Below are 15140 nucleotides of genomic sequence, written 5' to 3'. Positions count from 1 at the left end.
CGCCACCGACGGCCGGGCCATCCGCACCGCCGACGTCATTCGCCAGCACGTTGCCGGTGATCACACCGCCCTCGCCGACCGAAGCCACATCGGCGTTGGCCTTCGGTACGTCGTCGACGATGTTGACATTGATTTGTCCGGTCGCGGTGCTGCCGTCGGTGTCGGTGGCCACGACTGTAAAGTTCTCACTGATGCTGTTGGCACCATTGGCATTCGGATGGGTGTCGCTGTAATTCAGGGTGTAGGTGTAACTCACCACGCCCGTCTCGGCGTTATAACCGGTGACGGTAAAGGTGGCGCCGGTGCCCGTGGTCGCCGACAGCGGGAAGCCCACCGGCACACCGCCGCTGACAATCGCGACGCCTTCCACGGTCAGGGTTTGCAGGCCGTCCGGTGCGTTGACGGTGAAGGTGCCGCTCTGGGTCAGCGCCGTATGGTCGGGACTGCTGCCGTAGGTGAGGTTTTTTTCGTAAACGGTCAGCTCGCCACCTTCAACATTCAGGCCGCCGATCGTGACCGGGTCGTCATTGTTGTGGACCTGCAAAACCAGATTGGCGGTGCTGGTGTCGCCGTCGGCATCAGTGAGGGTGTAGGTGAAGGTTTCGGTGCCGTTGCCACCGCCGTGCAGGGCTTTGAAATCGGCATCGTTGGTATTCAGGGTGTAGGTGTAGGTGCCGTTGGCGTTCAGCACCAGGGTGCCGTATGTGCCATTGAATGTACCGGGGGTGATCGGACCGCTGTTGGGGCCGGTAGGCACGCGGTCGGCACCTTGCACGTCGTTGGTCAGGACATTGCCACTCAAGGTCAGTTGCGTTTCCGAAGCGGTCAAATCATGGCTGTCGTCGACGGCTTTGGGCGTGTCATCGGTGATGTTGACGTCCAGCGACCCGGTTGCCGTGTCGCCATTGCTGTCGCTGGCCACTACAGTGAAGTGTTCACTGAGACTGGTGCCGTCCCCGCTCGCATGGATTTCGTTGCCATTGAGCGTGTAGCTGTAACTCACCACACCAGTGACCGGGTTGTATCCGGTGACGGTCAGGGTGCTGCCCAGCGCTGTGGTAATCGACTGCGGAAAACCTGCGGCCACGCCGCCGGTGATCACGTTGATCCCGCCGATGCTCAGGCTGGTCAGCCCGTCGAGCGCCGTGACGGTGAAGGTGCCGTTTTGAGTCAGTGCAGCGGGATTGCTCGCCGAGCCATCGGCAAGGTTGGCTTCCTTGACGGTCAGTTCACCGCCCTCGACGGACAGGCCGTTGAGAGTGACCGGGTGATTGACGGGAGGTGTAACGTCCGGAGGCGTAACGACAGGCGGCGTAACATCCGGTGGCGTAACGACAGGCGAAGTGATGACAGGCGCCGAGATGCCCGTGCCGTCTGTGCCATTGTTGATATCGGCGTTGTGCCGCGCTTCGGGAAACTCGGGAATGCCATTGAAGCCGGCAGTCGGGAAGCCGATGGTCGGGTCGACCCGTCCTGCCACTTCTTCGAGCATGACAAAACTGTGGCCACCGCCCAGCGCCCCCCCGGCAGGCCCGGTCGAACCTGGACCGGCCGCCGTGGCCTCGGCGGTTTGCGTCGGGTCATCACCGGCAGCGATGGCCTTTTGGAGTTGCTCGACATCGGTGAGTTGCGCCTGGCTTGGCGTCACCGACTCATGGGTGTCTACCACATGGGGCGACTGATCGGCCAGCAACTGAGGGGTCATTTGCAGACTGCTGCCGCGACCGAGGGTCAGCTCATGGCCATTTTGCAAATGCACCGCCACTGCGCCTTCGGCCCCGGTATTCAGTTGATCGCCGGCGAACAACCGGTCCCCCTCGACCAGGACACGGCGCGTGCCGTCGCCTGCCACCGCGAACACCTGACCGATGACTTTACTGACGATACCGATGAGCGTAGCCATGTGCATTTCCTCCGCTGCCAACCGCTGTCGGCACCCTGTTTTATCGCGGAGAACATGCTCGATGGCTCAGGCGGGTTGCCTGGCGGATCGTCTGCCGGTCAGCAGGTTTATCTGAATAAACCGCCGTCCTGGCGACCAACTCGCCCAGCGTAAAACTCACGGACATCGTTCGCGTATCCGGATAAACCCGTTTGCAATCAATGGCATCGGGATCCAAATCCGGCACAACCGGTCCTGCGAGCGCAGCGTAACGATCCTGAATCACACGAGTGACAAAAAACCGTCACCCCCAGTCTGCTACGCGTCCCTCCCCTCCAGCACTTCTCCGTCCATTGTCGATAAGTGGATTGGAACTTTCCTCAAACCCCGAAGAGCGCCCTAAAGCTCATAAATCAAGGGCTTTCGCATTGAACAATGTGCTGGATTTTGCGGAGCGCATAAGTTTTTTTTGGCATAGGAATTATGAGAAATAGTTCTTAGCTCCTCCCCAGAATGTTCTTAGCTCTGTTGTTAAAAGCATGAAACGGTTTACCTATAAATGTCGTCAAATAATTGGCGACTGATAAAGAACCATCAGGAATCAGGGAGATGTACCCATGCGCCTCTTAACCCCCCTCTGCAGCGCGGTTTTGCTGGCCATGGCCTGCACTTCTCACGCTGATGCAATGTCCATGACCGAGGCGATCCAGAGCACCATCGCGACCCACCCTGAGCTGGCATCGCGGGTGGACAGCCGTCTGTCGGCTGATGAAGACGTCAAGGTTGCCAAGGGAGGCTTTTATCCATCGGTAGACTTGAATGCCGCGTACGGGCGCGGGTACAGCGATAACACCAACACCCGGGCTTTAGGCAATCACCACACCGCAATCCTCAATTACACCCAATCGGAACTGCGCCTGCGGCAGATGCTCTTCGACGGCTTCAACACCGCCAACGAAGTCGAGCGCACCAAAGGCGTCGTCAACTCCCGGGCCTATTACGCCCAGGGCACCGCACAGGACCTGGCCCTGCGCACCATCGAGGTCTACCTCGAAGTGCTCAAGCGCCGCGAACTGGTGACACTGGCCAAGAACAACTTGCAAGCGCACTTGCGGGTCAATGACCAGATCGGCCTGCGCACCCAGCGCGGTGTCGGCAGCAATGCCGACGCCGACCAGTCCAGCGCACGCCGGGCATTGGCAGAGAACAACCTCGACACCGCCGAAGTCGACCTGGCCGATGCGGAGTCGAATTTCTACAGCGTCGTCGGACGCATGCCCGATGAGCTTGAAACACCGCCCTCGACCCGCGGCGAAGTGCCTGCCTCGCTGCAGGAAGCCCAGCAGAGCATGGTGGACAACAACCCTTACCTGAAATCCGCCCAGGCTGACGTGCAATCGGCCGAAAGCCAGTACGAAGTGGCCAAGTCGCCGTTTTATCCGCGCCTCGATGCCGAAGCCGCGGTCGGCGCCAACAACAACATCCAGGGTGACGAAGGCCACGACAACGAGTGGCGAGTGGGCGTGGTGATGAACTACAACCTGTTCCGTGGCGGCAGCGACAAGGCCCGCCTGGCCAGCGATGCCCACAAGATCAATCAGGCGATGGACATCCGCAACAACGCCCTGCGCCAGCTCAACGAAAACATCCACCTGGCCTGGAACGCCATGGTCAACGCCAAGAAACAGACCCCGACCGCTCGTGAATACGCCGAGACCAGTAAACGCGTGCGAGTGGCCTATCAGGATCAGTTCGGCCTTGGCCAACGCACCCTGCTCGACCTGCTGGACAGTGAAAACGAGCTCTACAACGCCAACCGCCGCTACACCGAAGTTCGCTACACCGAGGAGTTTTCGATGTACCGTGTACTGGCGAGCATGGGCCAGTTACTGAGCAAACAGCGGGTGGTGCTGCCCGCCGATGCCGTCGCCCAGAACGAGGTGAAAAACCAAGCGCGTCTTCCTGAACTGAAGTAGTACCTGGAGCGACTAACTTGACCAGCATGGAACCCGGCAACATCGGTGTCGATCCGCGTCTGAGCTTCGATGACCCGCTTCTGGACGGTCTGTTGATCCTCTGCAAACTTCATGGCGCGACGGTCAGTCGCGCCAGCCTGAGTGCCGGGCTGCCAATGGCACACCAACGCCTGAGCCTGGACCTGCTGCCTCGCGCAGCGGCCCGGGCCGGTTTGCAGGCGCGCTTGCTGCGTCGCAATCTCAATGACATCTCTGCGCTCAACTTGCCGGTGTTGCTGCTGCTCGACAACGGCCGCACTGCCGTTTTACGCCGCTACGGCGATGACGGTCGGGTGCTGATCCTGCCCAGCGAAGCCGACGGCGGCGAACAATGGATCAGCCCCGAGGAACTTGAAACGCATTATTCCGGCCAGGCCTTGTTCGCCCGACCACGACATGAACTGGAAGACTTGCGCTCACCGCTGGTGCCCCGTGTACAGGCCTGGTTCCGCGACACCCTGAAGCTGTCGAAATGGCTGTACAGCGACGCCATCCTGGCGAGTTTCCTGATCAACCTGCTGGGCCTGATGGTGCCGCTGTTCGTGATGCAGACCTACGACCGCGTGGTGCCGAATCAGGCCACGTCGACCTTGTGGGTGCTATCCATCGGTTTGCTGATCGGCACCGGATTCGAACTGGTGTTGCGGGTGGTGCGCGCGCATCTGCTGGACACCGCCGGGAAGAAAACCGATGTGATCCTCTCGGCGACGCTGTTCGAGCGCATCACCGGCATGTCGATGAAAGCGCGGCCGGCAACCATCGGTGGTTTTGCCCAGAGCATTCATGACTTCCAGGGCCTGCGGGAATTCCTCACGGCGGTCACGCTCACCAGCCTCATCGACCTGCCCTTCGTGGTGCTGATGCTGGTAGTGATCGGCTTGCTCGGTGGTTGGCTGGTGGTGATCCCGGTGCTGGCGTTTCCGATCACGATCATTTTCGCCATGGTGATCCAGAGGCGTCTGCGCGATACCGTGCAGAAGAGCCTCAGCCTCGGTGCCGAACGCCAGGCCCTGCTGATCGAAACCCTCGGAGGCCTGGAAACCCTCAAGGCCTGCAGCGCCGAAAGCGAGCGTCAGCACAAATGGGAAAGCACCCACGGCGCCCTCACCCGCCTCGACAGCCATGCGCGTAACCTCTCGGCGCTGGCCACCAACGGCACGTTGTTCATCCAGCAGTTTTCCGGCATGGCGACCATCGTTGCCGGCGTCTACAGCATCATCGCCGGCAACCTCAGCGTGGGCGCACTGGTGGCCAGCTACATGCTCGGCAGCCGCGTGCTGGCGCCACTGGGCCAGATCGCCGGCTTGATTACACGCTACCAGCAAGCGCAGCTGACCATGAAAAGCACCGACGCACTGATGTCGCTGCCCCAGGAACGCGATGCCAAACAGCGGCCGCTGGAGCGCACGCAACTGCAAGGCGCCCTGGATGTCGTCGGCGTGACTTTCCACTACAACGGCCAGAACAATGCGGCGCTGGCCAATGTCAGCTTCAGCGTGAAGCCCGGCGAGCGGGTCGGCGTCATCGGCCGCAGCGGCTCGGGCAAAAGCACCCTGGCGCGACTGGTAATGGGTTTTTACGAACCGGAGGAAGGCCAACTGTTGCTCGATGGCCTGGACCTGCGACAACTGGACGTCGCCGACCTGCGCCACCAGATCGGTTATGTCGCCCACGACCTGCCGCTGTTGGCCGGCAGCCTGCGCGATAACCTGACCCAGGGCGCACGCTATATCAGCGATTCACGCATGCTTGAAGTGGCCGAACTCACCGGCGTTACCGAACTGGCCCGGCAACACCCGCAAGGCTTCGACCGCCCTGTCGGCGAGCGTGGGCAGTTACTTTCCGGCGGTCAGCGCCAGGCCGTGTTGCTGGCCCGGGCGTTGTTGCTCGACCCACCGATCCTGCTGCTCGACGAACCCACCAGCGCCATGGACAACAGCAGCGAAGACGCTCTGCGGCAAAAACTCCATGGCTGTGTCCAGGGCAAAACCGTGTTGCTGGTCACCCATCGCACTTCGATGCTCAGCCTGGTCGATCGACTGGTGGTGCTGGACAACGGGCGGATCGTCGCCGACGGGCCCAAAGAAGCGGTCATCGATGCACTGCGCAAGGGCCGCGTCGGCTCTGCGGCCGTCTAGGAGCGACTCATGGCCCGTTCATCATCCGACAAGTCGCCTGCCCATTCGAAGCAGCGGGGTTACTTCGGCAGTTTCGCCAAGAGCGCCGAAAGCGAATTCATGCCGGAAACCGCCGGCGCTTCATTGCAGGACTCGCCGCGCTGGTCGCGGATCACCGTGTGGCTGGCGGCCGCTTTGCTGCTCAGCGCATTGGTCTGGGCCAAATTCGCGGTGCTGCAGGAAGTCACCATGGGCGAAGGCAAGGCGATTCCATCGAGCAAGGTTCAGGTGATCCAGAACCTTGAAGGCGGCATCGTCACCGAAATTTTCGTGCGTGAAGGGCAAATGGTGAACAAGGGCGACACCTTGCTGCGCCTGGATGACACGCGTTATCTGTCGAACAAGGGCGAAAGCGAGGCTGATCGCTATGCACTGACCGCACAGGTCGAACGCCTGTCGGCGGAGGCTGAAGGCCGGCCGTTCAAGCTGTCGGACGAAGTGATCGCCAAGGCGCCGCAGGTGGCTGAAGACGAACGTTCGCTGTATGAACAACGGCAACGTCGACTGGCCAGCGAACAACGGACGCTGACGGAACAACTTCGGCAAAAAACCCAGGAACTGGCGGAATTCCGCTCGAAACAGGGACAGTACAGCTCAAGCCTGGCACTGCTGCAGCAAGAGATGAACATGTCCACGCCGCTGGTGGGCACCGGCGCGGTGTCACCGGTGGAGATCCTGCGCCTCAAACGCAGCGCGGTGGAGATTCGCGGCTCGCTGAACGCCACCACCCTGGCCATTCCCCGCGCCGAATCGGCGATCAACGAAATCAAGAGCAAGATTGACGAGTCCGAACAAACCTTCCGTTCGGAAGCCGCCAAGGAGCTGAATGAAAAACGTACCGACCTGTCGAAAATCACCGCATCGAGCATTGCCATCGACGACCGCGTGACCCGTACTACGGTGGTCTCGCCGGTTCACGGGATTATCAAAACGCTGAAGGTCAATACCATCGGCGGCGTGGTCCAGCCGGGCAACGACATAGTGGAAATCGTGCCTCTGGAAGACAACCTGCTGATCGAGGCCAAGGTCCGGCCCCAGGACGTGGCGTTCCTGCATCCGGGCCAGAAAGCCATGGTCAAGTTCAGCGCCTACGACTACACCATCTACGGCGGCCTGAGCGCGAAGCTGGAATTGATCAGCGCCGACACCATCACCGACGACAAGGGCAACAGCTTCTATCTGATTCAGGTGCGTACCGACAAAAACCACTTGGGCGGGGATGCCAAACCGCTGTTGATCATTCCGGGGATGGTGGCAACGGTGGATATCATCACCGGGGAGAAAAGTGTGCTGGATTACCTGCTCAAACCGGTGCTCAAAGCGCGGACCGAGGCGATGCGCGAAAGGTAGATTTGACTCATTCCCTGTGGCGAGGGGGCAAGCCCCCCTCGCCACAAATGATCATCCGCCGTGATTCTTCTGGTAAGTATCCTCCCCCATCGCCGCAATCTGCCCCTCGATCAACGCTTCGAACGGCCTGAGCAATTGCCCGAACGACGTCGGTGCCTCTAGGGTTTCCAGCGCCTGGACAATCGCCTCAATCGTCGACAACGCTCCAGGCACCGGGGCCTTGCGCAGCCGGTAGCGGGACACTCCCCCCTCGGCCAGGGTCACCCTCGGCAACGCCGCCAGCAGCGGGTTGAGGTGCAATAGCTTGCGTGCCTTGCGCCAGGTGCCATCCGGGACCACGAGCAGTATCGGTTCATCGGAGGCGGCACAGGCGCGCAACGGCAGTGCGTCTTCAGCAGGAAACAGCAACCGCGCCTGATACCCCGGTTGATTCAACAGCGCCGGCAGATCCTCGAAGACCTCACCGACGATCAGTTCGGCATTGCTCAAACCCAACGCGGCCAGGCGCGCGGTGTTCAGCGCATGGTTCACTTCACTCGGGTGCTGCAGCAACAACACACGGGTGCGGCTATCGAGACGAGGGATAAGCGGGCACAGGCAATGGCTTTGCGGACGCAGGCAGCGGGAACATTGAATTCTGGGCATCGCGACGGCTCCTTAAGCGGCCTGGTTGAGCTGCGCTTTGAGCAAATCGCGGAAGGTCTGGATCAGCGGCTCGCGGCTGCGTCCACGGCGCACGATCATCGAGAATGGCGCCTGATAACCGAAAGTCGCTGGCAGCAACACCCGCAAGTCGCCCTTGTCGGCCCAGGCCTGGGCGTAGTGCTCGGGCAAGTAACCGATGTAGGCGCCGGACAGCACCAGGATCAACTGCGCTTCCATACTCTCCACGGTGGCGGCGCTGTGCTTGAAGCCGTGCCGCGCCAGCTCGGCCTGGCTCCAGTAACCGCGACCGACCATGCGTTGTTGGGTGATGACCTGCTCGGGGATACGCCGCTCATTGAACAACGGGTGCCGGGTACTGCAATACAACCAGTGCTGTTCACGGTAAAGCGGCATGTACACCAGACCGCTCATGCGCGTGGAGAACGCACCGATGGCCAGGTCGAGACGGTTGTCCTGCACGCCGAGTTGCAGTTCGTAGGGGCTCATGACCGACAAATGCAGATGCACCGCCGGGTGTTCCTGGCTGTAGGCGCCAATGGCTTCGGCGAATGGCAGGGCCTTGTCGCTGACGGTGGAGTCGATCACCCCCAGGTTCAGCGTCCCGCGCAACTCGCCCTTGAGCGCGGCAGCATACTGTTCGAACCCTTCCAGCTCACCCAGTAATCGCAAGGTTTCCTGATGGAACAGCTCACCCTTGCTGGTGAGGCTGAAACCGCCACGGCCGCGATGGCACAGCACCAGTCCCAGCGCCGCTTCGAGCTGACTCATGTAGGTGCTGATGGCCGACGTCGAGAGATTGAGCTCTTGCTGGGCGTTGGCGAAGCCTTGATGACGCACTACGCTGACGAAAATGCGCAATAGTTTCAGGTCGGGTAAAGCGTTGGCCATGAAGGGCTCCATTTGCAAGGCAGTGCATGTTGCTTTTGTGGCGAGGGAGCTGGCTCCCGTTCGGTCGATCCGCGTCCGGGCGCAGCAGTCCTGAAATCTGACGGTGCAGTGCATCTGGCTCATGAGGGTGAATGTTTTGGGGCCGCTTCGCAGCCCAGCGGGAGCAAGCTCCCTCGCCACAGAATGCTGCGCACGGCATAAAGTCTATCTCGGCCTTTGCCGTTAGTTTAGAAAAATCTGAACTAAGTATTTGCCCGTAGCGATTCTTCCCCGCCACTACATTTCGCAGAATCAATTCCCAGCGGTGCCCGTGCCTACTGTGGGACGGTGTATCCGACATAAATAAAACAACGACGATGAGGCCCTACCCGTGGAAAAGATTCTTCACCAACCACTGGGCGGCAACGAAATGCCGCGCTTCGGCGGCATCGCCACCATGATGCGACTCCCCCATTTGGAAACTGCTGCCGGCCTGGATGCTGCCTTCGTTGGCGTCCCGCTGGACATCGGCACTTCGCTGCGCCCTGGTACCCGTTTCGGGCCTCGCGAAATTCGTGCCGAATCGGTCATGATTCGCCCGTACAACATGGCGACCGGCGCTGCACCGTTCGACTCACTGTCGGTGGCCGACATCGGCGACATCGCAATCAACACGTTCAACCTGCTGGATGCCGTACGGATCATCGAAGAGTCCTACGACAATATCCTCGAACACGGCGTAATCCCGCTGACCCTGGGCGGCGACCACACCATCACCCTGCCGATCCTGCGTGCCATCCACAAAAAGCACGGCAAGGTCGGCCTGGTGCACATCGACGCTCACGCCGATGTGAACGATCACATGTTCGGCGAGAAAATCGCCCACGGCACCACCTTCCGTCGCGCCGTTGAAGAGGGCCTTCTGGACCCGGATCGCGTTGTGCAAATCGGCCTGCGCGCCCAGGGCTACACCGCTGATGACTTCAACTGGAGCCGTAACCAGGGTTTCCGCGTGGTCCAGGCCGAAGAGTGCTGGCACAAATCCCTGGAACCGCTGATGGCCGAAGTTCGCGAAAAAGTCGGCAACGGTCCGGTTTACCTGAGCTTTGACATCGACGGCATCGACCCGGCCTGGGCGCCAGGTACCGGCACCCCGGAAATCGGCGGTCTGACCACCATTCAGGCAATCGAGATCGTTCGTGGCTGCCAAGGCCTCGACCTGGTCGGTTGCGATCTGGTAGAAGTCTCGCCCGCTTATGACACCACCGGCAACACCTCGCTGCTGGCCGCCAACCTGCTGTACGAAATGCTCTGCGTACTGCCAGGCGTGGTCCACCGCTAAGGATTGACCGTGAACCAACGTGATCAGGTTTTGAAAGCCGCCGCCGATCTGGTGTCGGCATTTGCCCGTAACGATCGCGAAGCCTACTTCGGCGCGTTCAGCGCCGATGCCAGCTTTGTCTTCTACACCCTCGAACAACCCCTGCTGTCGCGCGATGCCTATCAGGCATTGTGGGACAGCTGGCGTGCCGAGGTCGGCTTCGAGGTGATTTCGTGCACCTCGAGCAACGCCTTCGTCAGCCTGCAAGGTGACGTGGCGATTTTCATTCATGACGTAGCCACCGAACTGCGCATGCAAGGGGAACAGCACTTTAGCCAGGAGCGCGAGACGATTGTTTTCAAGAAACAAGCGTCTGGCCAAGAACAACAAGGCCAATGGCTAGCCTGTCACGAACATTTGTCCGCGATGCCGGAAGGGCTGCCAACCCCTTAGCCAATATGGGTGACACTCACACACGATGAGTGCGCCTTAATGATCGGAGCAGATCATGAATAAAAACAACAACGACCAAAGCCTTACACAAATTGAAACCTACGGGGTCGAACAGATCCCGGACAACGAACGCACCGCGGGCCCGACGGACTTGTTCCGGATGATCTTCGGTGGTTCCAACACCTTCGCCACTGCCGTACTCGGCAGTTTCCCGGTGCTGTTCGGCCTGTCTTTTCAGGCTGGGGTCTGGGCGATTATGCTGGGCGTGCTGCTGGGTTCGCTGATCCTTGCGCCAATGGGCCTGTTCGGCCCGATCAATGGCACCAACAACGCCGTGTCTTCCGGTGCGCACTTTGGCGTGCACGGGCGGATCGTTGGTTCGTTCCTGTCATTGCTGACCGCCATCGCCTTCTTCTCGCTCTCGGTGTGGAGTTCGGGTGATGCGCTGATCGGTGGCGCCAAGCGCCTGATCGGCCTGCCGGAAACCGACCTGACCCTCGGCCTTGCCTACGGTCTGTTCGCGGTTCTGGTGCTGACCGTTTGCATCTACGGTTTCCGCTTCCTGCTGTGGGTCAACAAGATCGCGGTGTGGAGCGCCAGCCTGCTGTTCCTGCTGGGCGTCTTCGCCTTCGCCGGTCCTTTCGATGTGAACTACGCCGGCACCGTCAACATGGGTCAGCCAGGTTTCTGGGCGGCTTTCATCGGTGCAGCACTGGTGGCCATGAGCAACCCGATTTCCTTCGGCGCGTTCCTCGGCGACTGGTCGCGCTACATCCCGCGTGAAACCTCCAAGCGCCGGATCATGGCGGCGGTGGTGATTTCGCAGATCGCGACCTTCATTCCGTTCCTGTTCGGCCTGGCCACCGCCACCATCGTAGCGATCAAGGCACCGGACTACATCGCGGCCAACAACTACGTCGGCGGTCTGCTGGCGGTCTCGCCGAGCTGGTTCTTCCTGCCGGTGTGCCTGATCGCGGTGATTGGCGGCATGTCCACCGGCACCACTTCGCTCTACGGCACCGGCCTGGACATGTCCAGCGTGTTCCCGCGAGTGCTGTCGCGGGTCAAGGCCACGCTGCTGATCGGTGTGATGTCGATTGCCTTCATCTTCATCGGGCGCTTTGCGGCGAACCTGGTGCAGAGCGTGTCGACCTTCGCCGTGCTGATCATCACCTGCACCACCCCATGGATGGTGATCATGATCATCGGCCTGCTGGTGCGTCGCGGCTTCTACTGCCCGGATGACCTGCAAGTGTTCACCCGCGGCGAGAAAGGTGGTCGTTATTGGTTCAGCCACGGCTGGAACTGGCGTGGTTTGGGTGCATGGATTCCAAGCGCGGCCGTTGGCCTGTGCTTTGTGAACCTGCCGGGGCAGTTTGTCGGTCCGCTGGGCAACCTGGCTGATGGTATCGACATCAGCTTGCCAGTCACCCTGGGCCTGGCCTCACTGGTGTACCTGGCATTGCTGAGCCTGTTCCCGGAATCGGCTGCGGTGTTCGGGCCGAATGATCCACGTAGCAAAAGAGCGGGCTCGCTCGCAAAACCGGCGATGCGACAAGTCGCCTGACTCAACGCATTACCTGTGGTCAACACATGACCTGTGGGAGCGTGGCTTGCCCGCGAAGAACGATGACACGGTCTGCCTGACAGACCGCGTCATCGTTCTTCGCGGGCAAGCCACGCCTCCCACAGGAACAGGTGGCTCCACAGGGATTGATTTCAGTTCCACCATAAAAAAGACAATCGGAGACACGCCATCATGGCATTGGATTTATTCGTCGTTCTCATCTACGCCGCCGCGATGCTGCTTCTCGGCTATTACGGCATGCGCAAGGCTAAGACCAACGAAGACTTTTTGGTCGCAGGTCGTAACCTCGGCCCGAGCCTGTACATGGGCACCATGGCCGCTACCGTTCTCGGCGGCGCCTCCACCGTGGGCACCGTGCGTCTGGGTTACGTACATGGCATTTCCGGCTTCTGGCTGTGCGCCGCACTGGGTTGCGGGATCGTCGCGCTGAACCTGTTCCTCGCCAAACCGCTGCTGAAACTGAAGATCTACACCGTTACCCAGGTGCTGGAGAAGCGCTACAACCCGATGGCCCGCTCCGCGAGCGCGGCGATCATGCTGGCGTACGCACTGATGATCGGCGTGACCTCGATCCTGGCCATCGGCACCGTATTGCAAGTGTTGTTCGGCCTGCCGTTCTGGGTGTCGGTACTGCTGGGCGGTGGCGTGGTGGTGATCTACTCGGCCATTGGCGGCATGTGGTCCCTGACCCTGACCGACATCGTCCAGTTCGTGATCAAGACCGTCGGCCTGATGTTCATCCTGTTGCCAATCTGCCTGTACCGCGTGGGCGGCTGGGATGAGTTGGTGTTGAAACTGCCGGCGGCAAGCTTCAGCTTCACCACCATCGGCTGGGACACCATCATCACCTACTTCATGATCTACTTCTTCGGCATCCTGATCGGTCAGGACATCTGGCAACGGGTGTTCACCGTCAAGACCGCGAAAGTCGCTCAGGTCGCAGGTACGGCTGCCGGCATCTACTGCATCATCTACGGTCTGGCCTGTGCCTTGATCGGTATGGCTGCACACGTACTGATCCCTGATCTGGACAACGTCAACAACGCCTTTGCCGCCATCGTCAAACTGTCCCTGCCGGACGGGATCCGTGGCCTGGTGATTGCTGCAGCGCTGGCTGCCATGATGTCCACCGCCAGCGCCGGCCTGCTCGCCGCTGCCACCACCCTGACCGAAGACCTGCTGCCGAAACTGCGCGGCGGTAAACAGTCGAGCCTGGGCATGAACCGTCTGGTGACCCTGCTGACCGGTGTGGTGGTATTGGGTATCGCCCTGGTCGTGAACGACGTGATCAGCGCCCTGACCCTGGCGTACAACCTGTTGGTAGGCGGCATGCTGATCCCGTTGATCGGTGCGATTTTCTGGAAACGCGCGACCACCGCCGGCGCCATCGCCAGCATGGGCCTGGGCTTCGCCACTGCCCTGCTGTTCATGGTCAAGGATGGTCTGGACGCCAACACCCCGATCTACTACAGCCTCGGCGTAGGCCTGGTGAGCTTCGTGATTGTCAGCCTGATGTCCCGTCGCCAAGTGACAGTGGCAAGCGCCGCCTAAGCTGAATATAACGACTTGATGCTTTCTTCGGCGGGTGTGGCGTCGGTTGCCACACCCGTTTTTTTTCGTCTGGAGAAAACCTTTGATGAAAATTGTTTCTCGCGATCAGTGGTTCGAAGTCAAACAGCTCAGTGACGGCATCCGCCTGATTCACGAGCCGTTCATCCGGCCCTTCTACCGTTGCAACCTCTGGCACATCCAGGGCCGGGACAAGGACCTGCTGCTGGACAGCGGCTCAGGGCTGGTCAGCTTGCGCGAGCAGTTGCCGTGGATCACCGAGCGGCCGTTGGTGGCAGTGGCCAGTCATTGCCATTTCGATCACATCGCCGGTCATCACGAATTCCCCGAACGCCTGGTGCATCCCGCCGAAGCGGACATCCTCGCCGCGCCGGACGGCGAAAACGACTTGAGCAGGGCTTTCGTCGGTGACGATATGTTCGAGGCGCATCCGGACTGCCCGCTTTGCTACGCCGAGTACAGCGTCAAGGCCGCACCGGCCACGGGTTTTGTCGAAGACGGAGATGTGCTGGATCTGGGCAATCGGGTATTGCAGGTCGTGCACACGCCAGGACACTCGCCGGGCGGCATCTGCCTGTACGAAGCGGCGACCGAGACCCTGTTCAGCGGCGACATCATCTACGACGGACCATTGATCGAAGATGCCTACCATTCCAACCTCGATGACTACGCGCGCAGCCTGCAACGCTTGCGCTGCCTGCCGATCCGCACGGTGCATGGCGGCCATTTCGGCAGTTTCTCCGGGGAGCATTTGCGCCACATGATTGACGAGTGGCAGCGCTGTCACGGCTGAAGCCTGCTGTACTCCTCTTCAGGACATTCAACGCAGGGACAACAACGATAACGCCCTCGAAGAACCATCATGAAAAAAGCTGCCGTTCGTGCCGCAGTGCATCACTTCATCAGCCGTCTGCTGGAGAGTCAGGATGACTTCGACGACAACGCCAGCCTGGCGCAGTTGGGATTGGATAAAACGGATATCGAAGAGTTGATCTTCCATCTGGAAGACGAGTTTGGCTTGACGGCGTTCACCGCCGAGGAGGACCGACTGCTCAAGACTGCCCGGACGGTGAAAGACTTGAGTCGGTTTTTGCTGGAGATTGGCAGACATTAACGATCATGATCGCCGTTTGCACCCATCCGTACGCGCCACTGCAGGAGCAAAGCTGCTCGCGAAAAACTTACAGGCGACGCGTAGTTTAAAACAACCAGCGTTATCGTTAACGTCCATCGCGAGCGGGTTCGCTCTTAC

Annotated in this window: 12 protein-coding genes; 9 read left to right on the top strand and 3 right to left on the bottom strand. The window is 60.5% G+C overall.

What is annotated here, in order from left to right; genetic code table 11:
• Nucleotides 1-1903, bottom strand: a 1903-nt coding sequence (locus F7R06_RS28825; protein ID WP_151149718.1) for a retention module-containing protein, incomplete at its 3' end; no start/stop codon positions are given.
• 596 nt (nucleotides 1904-2499) lie between these two features.
• On the opposite strand from F7R06_RS28825, the gene F7R06_RS28820 reads away from it, so the two are divergent.
• The 3 genes from F7R06_RS28820 to F7R06_RS28810 are packed head-to-tail and all read left to right on the top strand — an operon-like array spanning nucleotide 2500 to nucleotide 7424.
• Entirely contained in the window at nucleotides 2500-3858 is a 1359-nt protein-coding gene (locus F7R06_RS28820) for a TolC family outer membrane protein (RefSeq protein WP_090324394.1), read from the top strand.
• 17 nt (nucleotides 3859-3875) lie between these two features.
• The gene (locus F7R06_RS28815; protein WP_090324395.1) at nucleotides 3876-6035 is read left to right on the top strand and encodes a type I secretion system permease/ATPase; all 2160 of its coding nucleotides are present in this window, start codon (nucleotides 3876-3878) and stop codon (nucleotides 6033-6035) included.
• Nucleotides 6036-6044: 9 nt separating this feature from the next.
• Nucleotides 6045-7424, top strand: a complete 1380-nt coding sequence (locus F7R06_RS28810) for an HlyD family type I secretion periplasmic adaptor subunit (RefSeq protein WP_090324396.1) — start codon at nucleotides 6045-6047, stop codon at nucleotides 7422-7424.
• Between the two features lie 51 nt (nucleotides 7425-7475).
• Here the strand turns inward: F7R06_RS28810 and F7R06_RS28805 are convergent, their stop codons facing one another.
• Complete coding sequence (locus tag F7R06_RS28805; protein WP_090324398.1) at nucleotides 7476-8069, bottom strand: tRNA-uridine aminocarboxypropyltransferase; 594 nt, start codon at nucleotides 8067-8069, stop codon at nucleotides 7476-7478.
• A 12-nt stretch (nucleotides 8070-8081) separates the two neighbouring features.
• Complete coding sequence (locus F7R06_RS28800; protein ID WP_090324399.1) at nucleotides 8082-8978, bottom strand: LysR family transcriptional regulator; 897 nt, start codon at nucleotides 8976-8978, stop codon at nucleotides 8082-8084.
• 370 nt (nucleotides 8979-9348) lie between these two features.
• On the opposite strand from F7R06_RS28800, the gene speB reads away from it, so the two are divergent.
• The 6 genes from speB (at nucleotide 9349) to F7R06_RS28770 (ending at nucleotide 15002) form a co-directional block, all read left to right on the top strand.
• The gene (gene speB, locus F7R06_RS28795) at nucleotides 9349-10299 is read left to right on the top strand and encodes an agmatinase (RefSeq protein ID WP_090324401.1); all 951 of its coding nucleotides are present in this window, start codon (nucleotides 9349-9351) and stop codon (nucleotides 10297-10299) included.
• Between the two features lie 9 nt (nucleotides 10300-10308).
• Nucleotides 10309-10731 (top strand): YybH family protein, encoded by a 423-nt coding sequence (locus F7R06_RS28790; protein ID WP_090324403.1) that lies wholly within the window; start codon nucleotides 10309-10311, stop codon nucleotides 10729-10731.
• A gap of 55 nt (nucleotides 10732-10786) precedes the next feature.
• A complete protein-coding gene (locus tag F7R06_RS28785; RefSeq protein WP_090324404.1) occupies nucleotides 10787-12298 on the top strand; it encodes a purine-cytosine permease family protein in 1512 nt (503 codons plus the stop codon).
• Nucleotides 12299-12490: 192 nt separating this feature from the next.
• Nucleotides 12491-13870: a sodium:solute symporter family protein gene (locus F7R06_RS28780; RefSeq protein ID WP_090324406.1), complete on the top strand. Its 1380-nt coding sequence runs from the start codon at nucleotides 12491-12493 to the stop codon at nucleotides 13868-13870.
• Between the two features lie 85 nt (nucleotides 13871-13955).
• Nucleotides 13956-14681, top strand: coding sequence for an MBL fold metallo-hydrolase (locus F7R06_RS28775; RefSeq protein ID WP_090324408.1), 726 nt, complete (start codon nucleotides 13956-13958; stop codon nucleotides 14679-14681).
• A gap of 69 nt (nucleotides 14682-14750) precedes the next feature.
• A complete protein-coding gene (locus tag F7R06_RS28770; RefSeq protein ID WP_090324410.1) occupies nucleotides 14751-15002 on the top strand; it encodes a phosphopantetheine-binding protein in 252 nt (83 codons plus the stop codon).
• Nucleotides 15003-15140: the final 138 nt, after the last annotated feature.

Source organism: Pseudomonas moorei, from assembly GCF_008801475.1.
In the GTDB taxonomy this organism is placed as follows: domain Bacteria; phylum Pseudomonadota; class Gammaproteobacteria; order Pseudomonadales; family Pseudomonadaceae; genus Aquipseudomonas; species Aquipseudomonas moorei.
Note: the sequence above shows the minus strand (reverse complement) of the source record. Positions and strands in the feature narration are given on the sequence as shown.